Annotated in this window: 16 protein-coding genes and 1 tRNA gene; 12 read left to right on the plus strand and 5 right to left on the minus strand. The window is 64.1% G+C overall.

Annotated elements, in window-relative coordinates; all coding sequences use genetic code 11:
- Positions 1–23: 23 nt before the first annotated feature.
- From ACFSM0_RS05985 to ACFSM0_RS06005, 5 genes are all read left to right on the plus strand, one after another.
- Positions 24–986 carry a helix-turn-helix domain-containing protein gene (locus ACFSM0_RS05985; protein ID WP_377388294.1) on the plus strand — a complete coding sequence of 321 codons (963 nt, stop codon included), beginning with the start codon at positions 24–26 and terminating at the stop codon, positions 984–986.
- Positions 979–1,302 (plus strand): hypothetical protein, encoded by a 324-nt coding sequence (locus tag ACFSM0_RS05990; protein WP_377388296.1) that lies wholly within the window; start codon positions 979–981, stop codon positions 1,300–1,302. The genes ACFSM0_RS05985 and ACFSM0_RS05990 overlap by 8 nt, the downstream gene beginning before the upstream one ends.
- Positions 1,299–1,571 (plus strand): hypothetical protein, encoded by a 273-nt coding sequence (locus ACFSM0_RS05995; RefSeq protein ID WP_377388298.1) that lies wholly within the window; start codon positions 1,299–1,301, stop codon positions 1,569–1,571. Before ACFSM0_RS05990 ends, ACFSM0_RS05995 begins: the two co-directional genes overlap by 4 nt.
- Positions 1,572–1,668: 97 nt before the next feature.
- Positions 1,669–2,160 (plus strand): DNA packaging protein, encoded by a 492-nt coding sequence (locus ACFSM0_RS06000; protein ID WP_377388300.1) that lies wholly within the window; start codon positions 1,669–1,671, stop codon positions 2,158–2,160.
- Entirely contained in the window at positions 2,147–3,925 is a 1,779-nt protein-coding gene (locus tag ACFSM0_RS06005) for a phage terminase large subunit family protein (protein WP_377388302.1), read from the plus strand. The genes ACFSM0_RS06000 and ACFSM0_RS06005 overlap by 14 nt, the downstream gene beginning before the upstream one ends.
- Positions 3,926–3,928: 3 nt before the next feature.
- Here ACFSM0_RS06005 and ACFSM0_RS06010 read toward each other — a convergent pair whose 3' ends face one another.
- Together ACFSM0_RS06010 and ACFSM0_RS06015 are read right to left on the minus strand one after the other, a co-directional pair.
- Positions 3,929–4,153 (minus strand): hypothetical protein, encoded by a 225-nt coding sequence (locus tag ACFSM0_RS06010; protein ID WP_377388304.1) that lies wholly within the window; start codon positions 4,151–4,153, stop codon positions 3,929–3,931.
- Between the two features lie 10 nt (positions 4,154–4,163).
- Entirely contained in the window at positions 4,164–4,382 is a 219-nt protein-coding gene (locus ACFSM0_RS06015) for a hypothetical protein (protein WP_377388306.1), read from the minus strand.
- Positions 4,383–4,553: 171 nt separating this feature from the next.
- Here ACFSM0_RS06015 and ACFSM0_RS06020 point away from each other — a divergent pair, with 171 nt between their 5' ends.
- The 7 genes from ACFSM0_RS06020 to ACFSM0_RS06050 all read left to right on the plus strand — a co-directional run bounded on the left by ACFSM0_RS06020 (position 4,554) and on the right by ACFSM0_RS06050 (position 10,849).
- On the plus strand, positions 4,554–5,147 hold the full coding sequence (locus ACFSM0_RS06020) for a MerR family transcriptional regulator (RefSeq protein WP_377388308.1): 594 nt from the start codon (positions 4,554–4,556) through the stop codon (positions 5,145–5,147).
- Complete coding sequence (locus tag ACFSM0_RS06025) at positions 5,144–6,490, plus strand: phage portal protein (RefSeq protein ID WP_377388310.1); 1,347 nt, start codon at positions 5,144–5,146, stop codon at positions 6,488–6,490. Before ACFSM0_RS06020 ends, ACFSM0_RS06025 begins: the two co-directional genes overlap by 4 nt.
- Position 6,491: 1 nt before the next feature.
- Positions 6,492–6,824 (plus strand): DUF2190 family protein, encoded by a 333-nt coding sequence (locus ACFSM0_RS06030; RefSeq protein WP_377388312.1) that lies wholly within the window; start codon positions 6,492–6,494, stop codon positions 6,822–6,824.
- A gap of 18 nt (positions 6,825–6,842) precedes the next feature.
- Positions 6,843–8,582 (plus strand): prohead protease/major capsid protein fusion protein, encoded by a 1,740-nt coding sequence (locus tag ACFSM0_RS06035; protein ID WP_377388314.1) that lies wholly within the window; start codon positions 6,843–6,845, stop codon positions 8,580–8,582.
- A complete protein-coding gene (locus tag ACFSM0_RS06040) occupies positions 8,582–8,797 on the plus strand; it encodes a phage head-tail joining protein (protein WP_377388316.1) in 216 nt (71 codons plus the stop codon). The genes ACFSM0_RS06035 and ACFSM0_RS06040 overlap by 1 nt, the downstream gene beginning before the upstream one ends.
- Before the next feature lie 158 nt (positions 8,798–8,955).
- Positions 8,956–9,573, plus strand: a complete 618-nt coding sequence (locus ACFSM0_RS06045) for a hypothetical protein (protein WP_377388318.1) — start codon at positions 8,956–8,958, stop codon at positions 9,571–9,573.
- Between the two features lie 175 nt (positions 9,574–9,748).
- Positions 9,749–10,849 carry a tyrosine-type recombinase/integrase gene (locus ACFSM0_RS06050; protein ID WP_377388320.1) on the plus strand — a complete coding sequence of 367 codons (1,101 nt, stop codon included), beginning with the start codon at positions 9,749–9,751 and terminating at the stop codon, positions 10,847–10,849.
- 5 nt (positions 10,850–10,854) lie between these two features.
- On the opposite strand, the gene ACFSM0_RS06055 is transcribed toward ACFSM0_RS06050, so the two are convergent.
- From ACFSM0_RS06055 to glpX, 3 genes are all read right to left on the minus strand, one after another.
- Positions 10,855–10,929, minus strand: a tRNA-Glu gene (locus tag ACFSM0_RS06055).
- Between the two features lie 155 nt (positions 10,930–11,084).
- Positions 11,085–12,827, minus strand: a complete 1,743-nt coding sequence (recJ, locus tag ACFSM0_RS06060) for a single-stranded-DNA-specific exonuclease RecJ (protein ID WP_377388322.1) — start codon at positions 12,825–12,827, stop codon at positions 11,085–11,087.
- Positions 12,828–12,942: 115 nt separating this feature from the next.
- The gene (gene glpX / locus ACFSM0_RS06065; protein ID WP_377388324.1) at positions 12,943–13,908 is read right to left on the minus strand and encodes a class II fructose-bisphosphatase; all 966 of its coding nucleotides are present in this window, start codon (positions 13,906–13,908) and stop codon (positions 12,943–12,945) included.
- Positions 13,909–14,040 lie beyond the last annotated feature (132 nt).

A 14,040-nucleotide genomic window follows, 5' to 3' on the forward strand; every position in this document is an offset into this window, starting at 1 on the left:
AAAACAATGGCGAAATTCGGCATTTGTCCAACCGTTTCGCGGGTGTCGAAAACGAAAACCCCGGCGCGCTGGCGGGCGCATCCGGGGCGAACGTCAAAGCATTGCAGCTTCAGCCAGAAGATTACACCGACACGCCCGCCGCTGCAAGGCGCGTCGATCAGAACGGCAACTGGAACCGCGCCCGCTGGGGATGGCTCAAAGCGATCACGGGTGACGCTGATCTGTCGCCGATGGCCCGGCTTCTCGCCCACGTTCTCGCCACGCAGTTTTCGCATCACGAGACCGCCCATTGCGCGCCAGGCACGGACACGCTTGCCGAAGCCCTTGCAACGTCTGTCGATACCATCAAGCGCGCCCTGCGCGATCTGGCGGCGGCGGGATGGCTGATCAGGACCGAAGGACGCGGGCGCGGGAATCGGTCTGAAATCTTCTTTCTGGGCGGCAACAACGTGGTGCCGTTGATCTGTCCGAAGGGACCGGAAGCGTCTGGCCATGATCGCCCGAAAGCGGCGCAAGCATCAACCAAGAAGCCCGGAAAAGGGGGCAATCCTGCACCCCTTGCGGATCATGAAGGGGCACCGAAAAAGGGGGCAGATATGCGCGGAAAAGGGGGCAAATCTGCACCTTCCTATATAAAGGCTGACCCAAAGAATATCCAAAGGGCTGGCCAGCCGTCCGAAACGCTGAATTCGCAGCGCCCTTCAAGCCGAATGGACTTCACCAACTTTGACCGGGCAATGACTTCGGAAAAGTGGGACCGCCCCCTGTTCCCGATCAAGCCCGACAGCGACGCGGTGGACGATTGGAACCGCTGGCTTGCCAAGCATGGGCATCCGAACGTCGCGCAGATTGCGCCGAAGAATGCTGGGGAATGGGGATTGCCCTTCCGTCGCCCCCCGTCTGAAGCCGGAAGCATCGAAGCCATGCTGTCCGAGAAATGGGCGCGGGTGTTCACCCTGAAGGCCAAGGGGCGCGCCAATGCGTGAACAAGCCCATGACCGATGGCTGCGCGCCGTGATGCACGACCGGGGCCTGTCCCCGGCAGCGCGGGCGCTGGCAACCGTCCTGATTGCCGACTTCCTCGGGACGGCCCGTGCCCCGGATACCGACGCTTTCGCCAAGGCGATCTGCACATCGCAGCGCACCGCGCGCCGTGCGCTGGATCAGTTGGCCCATGCGGGATGGCTCACCATGCCAGACCGCCCCAAGCGCGGCGATCCGCCGTGCATCATCCTGACCGAACGCTGCGCCGTCCTGCCCTTTCCCGGCGCTGCCCAAACCGAACAAGGACCAGCGACATGACCGACCAAGAACGCCTTGAACTGAAGCAGGCGGCTGCGGACCAAGCCGCAGCCTGCATCCGCGAGTGCATGGCGCTGATGCGCGAAAGCGGGATGCCTTGGGATAGCATCATCGCAGGTGCCCATGCCGAAGTGGTCAGCGCCATGACGCTGACCTTCGGCGGGCAGATGGCGGCGCATTGCTGCACGAGCGCCGCCGAACGGGTCTGCACCCTGCCTTCGGCGGCAGATCACGCGCTTGCCAGCGCCAGACCAGCGGGCAGCGCGTGACCTTCGCGGGTCCTTCCCGGCCCTGACCTATACGGGGGGCAGAGGCGCGATGCTTGAAGCTATGCAAGAATTTACAAGGGGTTAAAAGATGCGGATCATGTCGGAACTGCCGGGGCTGGGGGGCGACAAGCCCGTCCATCGTATTGGCGGTTCCGACCTTTGCGACCTGTTCGGCATTACGCCGGGGATGCTGACCACCCTTGGCAAGCGCGATATCGTGGTCCGTCTTGGCCATGATGCCTATGACCTTGAAGAAAGCACCCGCCGCTACATCGCCAGCCTGCGCGAGACGGCAAGCGGGCGCGGCGGCGAAGAACAGGTGCTGAACCTGACCAGCGAACGGGCGCGGCTGGCACGGGAACAGGCCGACGCGCAGGCCCTGAAGAACGCCGTCCTGCGCGGCGAATACGTCCCGGCGAGCGACGTGGAACGGGCGTGGTCCGATACCCTGCGCGCCCTTCGATCCCGGCTTCTGGCGGTGCCTTCCCGGCTGCGCCAGTCCATGCAGCACCTGACCACCAGCGACGTGACGATGATCGACCGCGAATTGCGCGACGCCTTGCAGGAACTTGGCAATGCCGACGCTTGACCAGATCACGAAGCAGGCGCTGCGCGCCCTGATCCCCCCGCCGCGCCTGCGCCTGTCGGAATGGATCGAACGGGAAATCGTTCTGCCCGACGGGGTGTCCGCCTTGCCCGGCCCGGTTCGCCTTTGGCCGTTTCAGCGCGAGATTGCCGACGCAATAGGCGACGCTGAAATCGAAAGGGTGACTCTGGTGAAGCCCGTCCGGGTGGGGTTTACCACGCTTCTTACCAGCGCCCTTGCGTCCTTCGTCGCCAATGAACCCGCGCCGATCCTTTGCCTTCTGCCCGCTGAAGCCGATTGCCGCGACTACATGGTGTCAGATATCGAACCGATCTTCGGGGCTTCCCCGGCGCTTGCCGCTGCCCTGTCTGATGAACAGGACGAGTCCGGGCGCAACACGCTTCTGTCCCGCCGTTTCCCCGGCGGATCGTTGAAAGTGGTGGCGGCAAAGGCACCCCGCAACCTGCGCCGTCACAACGTCCGGGTTCTGTTCATGGACGAAGCCGACGGCATGGAGTCGACCGCTGAAGGGTCGCCGATCCTTCTGGCCGAACGCCGCACCATGTCCTTTCCCGACCGCAAGATCGTTCTGGGCAGCACCCCGGTTCACGACGAAACCAGCCATGTTTTGCGCGCCTATGCCCAATCCGACGCCCGAATCTATGAAGTGCCATGCCCCGAATGTGGGGCCATGAGCGAACTACTTTGGCCCGATATCGTCTGGGATGCAGGCGCGCCCGAAACGGCCCGCTGGCGCTGCCCGCATTGCGCCGCAGAGGTATCGGAACGGCACAAGCCGGATATGGTCGCGGCTGGCCAGTGGCGCGCCACAAGGCCAGAAATCCGGGGCCATGCCGGGTTCCGCATGAATGCCCTGATATCGCTGCACTCGAACGCGGCATGGGGCAAGTTGGCGGCGGAATTCGTCCAGGCGAAGGACGATCCGACCACGCTGCAAACCTTCGTCAACACGATCCTTGGCCAAGGCTGGCGCAGCGCCGGGGATGAGCTGGCCGAAGATGAGCTGATGGCGCGCGCCGAACCCTTCGGGCTTGCCGCCGTTCCCGCCGAAGTGTTGGCGGTTACGGTTGGGGTGGACGTGCAACACGACCGCCTAGAAGTCACCTATCTGGGCTGGACCGAAGGCGGCGTGGCCCTTGTGCTGGGGCATCGGGTGATCTGGGGGCAGTATGACGCCGAAGAAACGTGGGTCGAACTGGACGGGCTGATCGGTGCCCGCTTTCCCCATGCGCTTGGCGGCAAGATCGGGGTGGACGCCTGCGCGATTGACGCGGGCGACGGGGTTTCCATGCACCACGTCACCGCCTTTGCCACGCCCCGGACGCGGCGCAAGGTGCTGGCGATCAAGGGCGCGCCCGGCAACCGTCCGATGATCGAACGGGCAGGATCGACCACCAAGACGGGCGCGCGCTTGTGGATAATCGGTGTGGACACGGTGAAACTGCAACTGTTCGGGCGGCTGGCGCAGGCAGGCAGCTTCCGGTTTTCGGCCGATCTGCCCCCGGTCTGGTTTGAACAACTGGCGTCCGAACGGTCTGTGGTGCGCTACACCCGTGGCCAGCCGACGCGCAGCTTCGTTCGGATACCGGGGCGGCGGGCAGAGGCGCTTGACTGTGTGGTCTATGCCTTCGCCGCGCGGGCGTTGCTCAATCTGGACTATGACCAGCGCCGCGCAGACCTTTCGACCGAAGCCGCGCCAGCGCCGAAGCGCGCCCCGGTGCTGGCGTCAAGCTGGATGCAGCGTTGAAGATCAGCGCCGCCAAGTCTGCCTGAATTCCTCGTCGAACCACGCTTCGGCGTCATACATCGCGCCCATGCGGCTGCGAAAATCCAAGTATTGCGGATAGCGATCACGCACCCAACCGGCGAATTCGCTGAAACTTGGCATTTCATCGGACGTTTGCCGATATCCCTTTTCCTTGGCCCAAAGGCCGCAAAGGTGCCGGATGCCCTGCTCCGCTTCGTCTTTCTTCACAATGTCACCCCTACCTGCCTTGCTTTGCCCAATCCAACACCCGCTTTCCGTCACTTGTGATCCTGACCAGTTGCTTGCCGCTATCAAGTGGCGGCAAGAATTCGATCAGCTTCATTCCCGCCAATTCTTTCAGCGTGGTCATGCTCACCCCGGTAATAGTGTCAGGGTCAGTCGGATGGCCGAAAACCAGCGATTGAAGCGCCTTCAGGCTTTGTTCGTCTTTCTTCATGATTCGGCTTTCAGGTGTAGGGTTCGGGGCGCAGGGTCTGCCCGCTACCAGATTTTGTGCCGATTGCACCCCGTCAAGCAAGCATGAAACGACTTAAGCAAGCATGGTGATAGTTGACACTATGCCGATCATGCTTCACGCTCTGACGAAACCACATCGTGAGGGCGCGCCGTGTCGAACAATCACATCGAATACACCGATCAGGCAGAATTCAGCGCGGGCGAAGCTGCTGACATTTCCGGCGTGAACCCGGTCCTGCAACGGCACTGGCGCAAGCGCGGCTTGCTGCCCCAGATCGAAGGTGAGCGGAACGCGCGATTTTCGATCAGCGAAGTGGTTCGCATGACGATCATGCAGCGGCTGACCGAAGGCGGAATCAGCATCAAGGGCTTGCAGGCGTTCTCTGGGCTTGCAGCGCATCACGCGACCGCAAAGCTGATGGGCTTGCCCGGTTCCGTCGCAATCAAGGCTGACTCGCCTGAAGCTGAAGCCGAAGAACGGCGGCGCATCGAAAGCTGGGCAACGCATAGCAAGGTTCGCTATGTGTTCTGGCCCTTGCCCGAACGCGACGATCTGGAAGGGCGCATCGCGCAATACCTGCGCGCGGACCTGTCCGACCTTCACGAATTGGTCGATCAGGAAGGCGTGTTCCATGGGCTTCTGATCGACCTTGAGGCCGTCGCCAAACTGGTTCACAGCCGCGCGAAGCTGCCCCTTGAAACCCATGTCGTGACCATGCACCGCGTGGATAGCGGGGCAGAATGAGTTTCCTTGCCCGCCTTTTCGACCGCATGACGGGGCCGACCCAGAAGCGCCAGATCGAAGCTGGCGGCGGTGGGCGACGCTGGCAGGGTTCGCCCATGATGAACGCCCCGCAAGCGTCGATCCTTGCGGCCCGCGCGCCAGCCAAGGCCCGTGCGGCGGCGCTGTCCATGAACAACCCGACGGCGGCGCGGATCGTGGAAACGTGGCTTGCGGCACTCGCGGGCAAGGGCTGGCAGGCGCTTTCGCAGCACCCGGACCCGGCAACGCGGCGGGCGCTGAACAATGAGTTTGAAGGGCAGATGCTGGCCCTTCTGCCCGTCGCGGTGCGCGCCTTGGTGCGCGACGGTGAGGCGTTTATCAGAACATCCGTTGGTGGCGGCGACGCCGACGGATCAGGACGGGCAGCGTTTGGTTCCTTGGCGCTGCCCGCCGACCAAATCGACCCGTCGTTGACCCGCGATCTGGGCAACGGCGCGCGGATCGTTGCCGGGGTGGAGTTTGACGCAAGCGACCGGATCGTCGCCTATCACATTCTGCCCGATGCCCCCGGAACCCCGTTCGGGATGGTGGGGCAGGCGGTGCGGGTTCCGGCGCGGGAAGTGCTGCACGTCTTTGACCAGCTTTTCCCCGGTCAGGTGCGCGGCATTTCTTGGCTTGCCCCGGTGCTGCTGAAACTGGCGGACTTCGACGCCGCGTCCGACGCCATGCTGATGACGCTGAAGGTGCAAAGCCTGATGACGGGCTTTGTGCGCGACGCCGAAGGCGGCACGGCGGGGTTCGAGTCGACCGACGGTAGCTTGAACGTGAGCCTAGAACCGGGCGCGATGCGCGTTCTGCCCTTCGGTGCAGAGGTTGAATTCTCGCAGCCCGGTCAGGGTCTGTCGCAGGCCGTCGAATTCGTAAAGGGCCAGCAACGCGAAATCGCCGTCGGTGTCGGGCTGACCTATGAACAGGTGACGGGCGATCTGTCGGGCACCAACTATTCAAGTGCCCGTGTCGGATTGCTGGAATTCCGCCGTCGCGCCGAAATGCTGCAACGGACCTTGATCGAAGCGCAGTTGCTGCGCCCGCTGTGGCGGCGCTGGATCGACGCCAAGGCATTGGCGGGTGAAATCGGCGCCAGCGAAGCCGAATTGGCCGATTATCGCGCCGTCAAATTCGTTGCCCCCGGCTGGCAATGGGTGGACCCGCTGAAGGAAGCGAATTCCGATATCCGAGCCATTGAAGCGGGCTTGAAATCCCGCGCCGAAGTGGTCGCAGGCCGTGGCCGCGATATCGAAGAACTGGACGAAGAAATCGCGGCGGACACCTTCGCCCGCGCAACCAAACCCACAGGAGTCTGAAATGCGAAATTCCCTCTATTCGGGCAACAACGTCACGCTGCCCGCGCCCTATGCCCTGACTTCGGGGCAAGTGGCGCAAGTCGGTTCGATCATCGGCGTGGCCCAAGGTGCCGCCGCGTCCGGTGCCGACGTGGTGCTTGTGCGCCAGGGCGTTTTCACCCTGACCAAGACCGCCGCGCAGGCGTGGACCATCGGCCAGAACCTTTACTGGGACAATGCCACCCGCGCCGTGACCACCACGGTTGGCACGAACAAGATGATCGGTGCCGCCTTTGCCGCTGCCCTTGCGGCGGACACTGTGGGGCAGGTGCTGCTTGACGGCACGATCCGCTGACAACCGGGAACCGAAGCCATGACCATTCATCTTCGGGCGGCGAACATGCGTCCCGCCACTTTCAACGCGGAAGCCCGGACGATTGAGGCAATCGTTTCGACCGGGGCAGCGGTTGCCCGGCCCGGCTATACCGAGGTTCTGGACCTGCGTGGCGTCGATCTGGCGCGGCTTGTCGGTGCCCCGGTGCTGGACGGGCACCGCCGCGACACGACCCGCGATCAGTTGGGCGTGATCGAGGCGGCGCGCATGACGCCCGAAGGCTTGCTTGTGGTGATCCGGTTCCGCGAATCCACCCCGGCGCAAGCCGTGATGACCGACGTTGCCAATGGCACCCTTCGCGGGCTGTCGATTGGCTACACCATCGAACAGACCCGCGAAGCCAAAGACGGCACCAAGCGGGTTCGCACCGCGACCAAATGGACGCCGATTGAAGTGTCCATCGTTCCCGTTCCCGCCGATCCCGGCGCACATTTCAGAAATGGAGAAGTCACCATGCCGACCACCGAAGAAGAAGTGCAGGTGCAAACCCGCGCTGAAATGAACACCGAGATTCGCAGCATCGCCGAACTGGCGGGGCTGGACCGGGCTTGGACCGACGCGCAGATCGACGCCGAGGCGACGCCGGAAGCGGCGCGGGAACTCGCCTTCGCCGCAATGGCGCAGCGTCAGGCGCAGACCCGGACCCGCACCACGGCGCAGATCACGTTCGACCACAACGACCCGGCGGTGTTCACCGCCCGCATGGGCGAGGCGATCCATGCCCGGATGAACCCGGCGCATGAACTGTCCGCCCCCGCGCGCCAGTATGCGAACATGCGCCTGCCCGACGTGGTGCGGGAAGTCATGAAGCGGCATGGCCAGACGGTGCAGGGTGTGTCCGACGCGCAGGTGTTCACCCGCGCGGGCAGCATGGTCACGGGCGATCTGGCGGGCATCCTTGGCGATAGCGCCGGGCGCAGCCTTCGCACCGCCTATGATGCTGCCCCGTCTGGTTTGCGCCCCGCTGCGCGCCAGACGCAGTATCCGAACTTCAAGGTGCAGACGAAATACATGCTGGGCGATGCTCCGCCCCTGCGCCGGGTTCTGGAAGGCGGCGAATACCCGATGGGGTCCGTTGCCGAGTCGGCCAACACGAACACCTTGCAGACCTTCGGCAGCATGATCCCCTACACGCGCCAGATGTGGATCAACGACGATCTGGGGGCGCTGGCGGACTTCAGCCGCCGCATGGGCATCGCTGCGCGTGAATTCGAGAACACGCAGCTTGTCACCGCCCTGACCAGCAACCCGATCATGGGCGACGGGCTGGCGGTGTTTGTCGCGGGGCACAACAACGTGGACGCGGCTTCCGCGCCGAGCGTCACCAGTCTGAACGCCGGGCGGGTGCGGATGCGGAAACAGACTTCGGCGAACGGGATGCCGGTCAACGCCGCGCCCCGTTATCTGATCGTGCCGCCGGAATACGAAACCATCGGGGAACAGTTGCTGACCACGCTGAACGCGACGGCTGTCAACGACGTGAACCCCTTCGCCAAGCTGTCGCTTCTGGTGGAGCCGCGCCTGACCAATGCGACGCAATGGTATCTGGCGGCGGACCCGGCGAACATCGACGGTCTGGAATACGCCTATCTTGAAGGCGCACCCGGCCCGCAGGTGGAAACGACCGTCGCCTTCGAGGTTGACGCCATGATGATCAAGGTCCGGTTGGACTTTGGCGCAGCATGGATCGACCATCGCGGTTGGTATCGGAACGGCTGATGGCTATCGACCCGACCGAACTGGAAACCCTGCGCGACGCCCTGATCAGGGCGCGCGCCGCTGCAACCCGCGTGGTGATGATGGATGGCCGTCGGGTGGAGTATGGCACCGATGCGGAAATGGCCAATGCCATTGCCGATCTGGAAAGCCGCATCCGCCGCGCCAGCACCCCCCGGCCCGGCAGCATCAGCTTCGCCACATCGAAGGGTGTGTGAGGTGGAAGAACTGACAAAGGGCGCAGCCGGGCAACCGTTCGGCTGCACCCCGCAAACCAAGGCAGCAAGGCGTTCCCCCGGCTGTTTTGGGAGTTTTCCCACTTGCAAGGTGACGCTATCCAAGTTACGTTGTGAGAAATTCCAAAAGGGTGAATCTGGTGAGCCTCACGGACGAAATCACAGACGCGCTTGCAAAGGCGACGGGGCTTCCCTTCAAGGAAGTCTATGAATACTTGCGCCGCATCCGGGAAAACGACCAGTTTCCCAAACTGCCGCGCGCCAAGGAACTTCCCACGATCAGCGATGCCGCGCTTGCGAACCTGCTGATTGCCTTGTTGAGTGGGCTTCCACCCCAGAAGGCGCACGTTGCCGTTCTTCGCTTGGCTGACGCTTCGGTGTCCTACGGCGACCACAAACACATTGTGCAAAGCAGGGCCGAACTCGAAACGATCGGTGCGCCCCTGACTGCGTTCCTTGACCAAGAACATACCTTCACCGATGCAGTTGCAGCCCTTTTCGGCATGGCCCGGAAGGGTCCGGCGGCTTTTGAAGAAACCTTCCGCTGGACTTGGATTAGCATCGACCAGCGCCGCTTCAGCGGCGAAATCCACCTTCAGACGGAAGAATTCACACCGCTGCCCAAGTCCGTTCTGGACGTGTTGATCGAGTATGGTCCGCCCGAAGAATTCTTCCGGGGCGATCTGCAAATCCATGCACGGCTGTCCGCTTCGACCATCGCGGCCCTTGCCCGTGCCGCAGACAGGGTAACGCCCTGATGGCAAACCGTCCTGCCCTTCTGAAGCAAGCTGACCTGACTCGCTATCTTAAGGCGATGAAGGCGGCTGGCTTCGATGAAGGCAGGATCGAAGTCAAACCGGACGGAACCCACGTCATTTTCGCCGGGAACTCTGACCCTGCAAGCGGGGCAAACCCTTGTGATAGGTTGTTGAAATGACCGCGCGCAAGAACCCGTTTCCCGGCGTGACCCGGATCGTCGATCAGCACGGCAAGACCCGCTTCCGGTTCCGCAGCAAGGGCTTCACGGGCTATCTGCCCGGCCCTTATGGGTCTGTGGCATTCCGCGCTGCCTATGACGCGGCGATTGAAGGGGCGAAGGCCCCCAACCGTAGCACAACGCCCCAAGGCACCTTGGCTTGGCTGATTGAACAGTATCTGGCCAGCCCGAAGTATCGGAACCTGTCGGAAAGCCGCAAGCGCAGCATCCGGGGCGAACTGGACTGGTTGCGCGGCGTCGCGGGCGATCTGCCTTTTGCGAAATTCGGAACCCGCCACGTCGAGGCGCTTATGGGCAGGAAGTCTGGCCCGACCGCTGCGAACACCGTCAAGAAGAACCTTTCCATGCTGTTCAATTTTGCGATCAAGCGGGAAATGGGCGTGACGTTCAACCCTGCCCGATATGCCGACAGGCGCAAGGAAAACGCGGACGGCTATCACACTTGGACCGATCAGGAGATTGCCCGATTCAAGGAACACCACCCGACGGGCAGCAAGGCCCGGCTGGCGATGATGCTGTTCCTCTGGACGGGCGCGTCGCGGCAAGACGTGGCGGCTATGGGCTGGCGCAACGTGAAAGGTGATCGGATCACCTACAGGCGCGGCAAGACGGGGATCGGGGCCGATCTGCCGATCCATGAAGAACTTGCCGCCGAACTGGCCCATGTGCCGCGCGACCAGTTTCTGTTCGTCACGCATGGCAACGGCTTGGCCTATAAGCCGACGACTCTGGGCAACTGGTTCAAGGACCAGTGCAAGGCCGCAGGCAACCCGCTCTGTTCGGCGCATGGCCTGCGAAAGTCGCTTGCAACCCTGATGGCGAACGCGGGCAAGTCACCCGACGAAATCCGCGCCGTGATGGCTCACAAGACCAACAAGGAAGGCGCGACCTACACCAAGAAGGCGGATCGTTCGCGGCTTGCAGATAGCGGGTTTGTCGGGCTGTCCAGCACAGAAGCGGAACAAAAGTTGTCCAACCTTCCCGTAAGGTTGGACACGATCATGTCCCAACCTATTGAAAGGAAAGCGAAAAAATGAGTAAGTGGCAGCCCGTAGGGGAGTCGAACCCCTCTTTTCAGGTTGAAAACCTGACGTCCTAACCGATAGACGAACGGGCCACCGTTGCCGCTTCAGTGCGTTCCTGTGCGGCGTGGAGCGGTGTTTAGGCCAGCCGCGCGTGAGGCGCAAGAGGGTTTTTGCAGTTTTCCCAAACTTTCTTTGCGATCCCGTAAAATTCCCGAAAAACACGCAAAAACAAGGGTTAACGGAGGGCTCAGGCGCGGGCCGCATCGTCGAGGCGGAGCTGCACCCGGTTGCGCCCGCCCCAGCTGTTGATCTCGAGCTTGCCCGCGAGATGAAACCGCCCCGCGCCGCCCGCCGAGAGCACCGGCCCAAGCGGGCCGTCAAAGGCGCCAAAGGCCACGGCGTCAAGCTTGGCGCCCATGCCATCGCCAAAGGAGAACCGCAAATGGCTCTCGCCGATCCGTCGCGCGCCCGAAATCGCCATTTCGGCAAAGGCAAACCGCGGCGCGGGGGCGCCCTGCCCGAAGGGGCCCGCGCGCTCGAGGTCTTCGACAAGCGCGGGCGTTGCGGCGCCGGGCATCATCAAGCCGTCGAGGCGCAGATCGGCAGGGCCGCCCGTGCCCGCGCCTTGCCGCGCGAGCAAGTCCGAGAGCCGCGCCATCGCCGCCTCGATCTGCCCTTCCTCCACCGTCAGCCCGGCCGCCATGCGGTGCCCGCCGCCCTTCACAAGAAGCCCGTCGGCCGCCACGCGCTGCACCGCCGCCCCAAGATCGACTCCCGCGACGGAGCGCGCCGAGCCCTTGCCGATGCCGCCGTCGAGCCCGATCACCACCGCGGGGCGGTTTGTCGCCTCTTTCAGCCGGGCCGCGACGATGCCGACCACGCCCGGATGCCAGCCCTCCCCGGCCGCCCAGACGAGCGGGCCGTCGAGCCCGCGCGCCTCGGCCTGGGCGAGCGCGGCATCGCGCACCCGGTTCTCGATCTCGCGGCGCTCCGCATTGAGCCGGTCGAGCCGTTCCGCAAGGGCTGTAGCCTCGGCCGGGTTTTCGGTGGCGAGAAGCCGGGCGCCAAGGTCGGCCGCGCCGATCCGCCCGCCCGCATTGACGCGCGGCCCGAGCAGGAAGCCAAGGTGGTAGGCGGTGGGCGGACGGTCGATCCGCGCCACATCGGACAGCGCCACAAGGCCGGGGCGCTCGCGCCGCGCCATCACCTTCAGCCCCTGCCGCACCAGCGCCCGGTTCACGCCCACAAGCGGTGCCACATCGGCCACGGTGGCGAGCGCCACGAGATCCAGAAGCGCCATCAGATCCGGGCCCTTGACGTTTTTGGCCCGCAATTGCCGGTTCGCCTCGACCAGCATCAAAAACACCACCGAGGCCGCGCAGAGATGCCCCAGATCGCCGGTTTCGTCCTGCCGGTTCGGGTTCACGCAGGCCAGCGCGGGGGGCAGGGTCTCCCCGCCAAGGTGATGGTCGAGGATCACCACATCCGCGGGTTTGGCCGCGGCCACGGGCTCATGCGAAAGCGTGCCGCAATCAACGCAGACGATCAGCGAATGATCGCGCCCAAGCGCTTCCATAGCTGGCACATTGGGCCCGTAGCCCTCGTCGATCCGGTCGGGAATATAAAGCGTGGCGGGCTGCCCGAAGGCGCGCAGCCAGATCATGAGGAGCGCCGCAGAGGCGCCGCCGTCCACATCGTAATCGGCAAAAACGGCGATCTTCTCGCGCCGTTCCAGCGCGTGCAAAACCCGCGCGGCGGCCTTTTGCATGTCTTTGAGCCGGTGCGGGTCCGGCAAAAGCTCGCGCAGGGTCGGTTCCAAAAAACCTGCGGCATCCTCGGGCGTCACGCCGCGCGCCACCAGAACGCGGGCAAGCGGCAAGGGCAGGCGGGTGGCCTGGGCCATCGCCTCGGCCAGCCGGTCCGCTTCGATCGTCGGGCCAACCCAGCGGCGCCCGGTCAGCGATGCCTCGACAGTCAGAAAAGCACTCATGCACCCGGAGTATCGAAAAAAAGAAACGCCCGCCAGAGGGGCAGGCGGGGGGTGTGGGGGCATGGCCCCCACGAAAAAGCGGGGGGTGCGGGGGGCGGCAGCCCCCGCGTCTCCCTTAGCGAATGGGGTTGCGATAGATCACGTGGCGCACCGAGCCGGTTTTCGAGCGCATCAGGATCGTTTCGGTCTCGATGAACTTCGGGTTGCGCTTCACGCCGCGCAGGATCGAGCCGTTCGTCACCCCGGTCGCGGCAAAGATCACATCGGCGCGCACCATGTCGTCGCGCGCATAGATCTTGTCGAGATCGGTGATGCCTGCCTTGCGCGCCCGGCCGCGTTCGTCGTCGTTGCGGAACAGAAGCCGCCCCCACATCTGACCGCCCATGCATTTGAGCGCGGAGGCCGCGAGCACCCCCTCGGGCGCGCCGCCCGACCCCATGTAGATGTCGATCCCGGTCACATCGGGTTCGGCGCAGTGGATCACGCCCGCCACATCGCCATCGGTGATCAGCCGGATCGCGGCGCCGGTGGCGCGCACTTCCTCGATCAGGGCCTCATGGCGCGGGCGTTCAAGGATGCAGCAGGTGATGTCTTGATTGCTGCAGCCCTTCGCCTTCGCCAGCGCCGCGATGCGTTCGGTCGGCGTCATCTCAAGGCTGACCACATCGGTGGCATAGCCCGGGCCGATCGCCAGCTTGTCCATATAGACGTCGGGCGCATGCAGCATGGTGCCGCGCGGCGCCATCGCGATCACGGTGAGCGCGTTGGGCATGTCTTTCGCGGTCAGGGTCGTGCCTTCGAGCGGGTCGAGCGCGATATCCACCGCCGGGCCCTCGCCGGTGCCGACTTCCTCGCCGATATAAAGCATCGGCGCCTCGTCGCGTTCGCCCTCGCCGATCACCACGACGCCCTTGATATCGAGCGCATTGAGCTGTTCGCGCATCGCGTTCACGGCGGCCTGGTCCGCGGCCTTCTCGTCGCCATGGCCGATCAGCCGGGCAGAGGCATGCGCTGCGGCTTCGGAAACGCGGGCGAGGCCCAGAGAAAGCAGTCGGTCATTGAAATCGGTCGGGGTGCTCATGGCTTGTCCTGTTCATTGTTGGGCCGCGCCCAGCTAATCCGTCGCATCCCCGGGTGACAACCCTGTGAACGCTAACGCGAAATCCCGGTTTCGTGTGAATGGCGAAATGCAGCGCAAAAGGGTGGCGCAGAG

Source organism: Rhodobacter lacus, assembly GCF_042683065.1.
GTDB lineage: Bacteria > Pseudomonadota > Alphaproteobacteria > Rhodobacterales > Rhodobacteraceae > Rhodobacter > Rhodobacter lacus.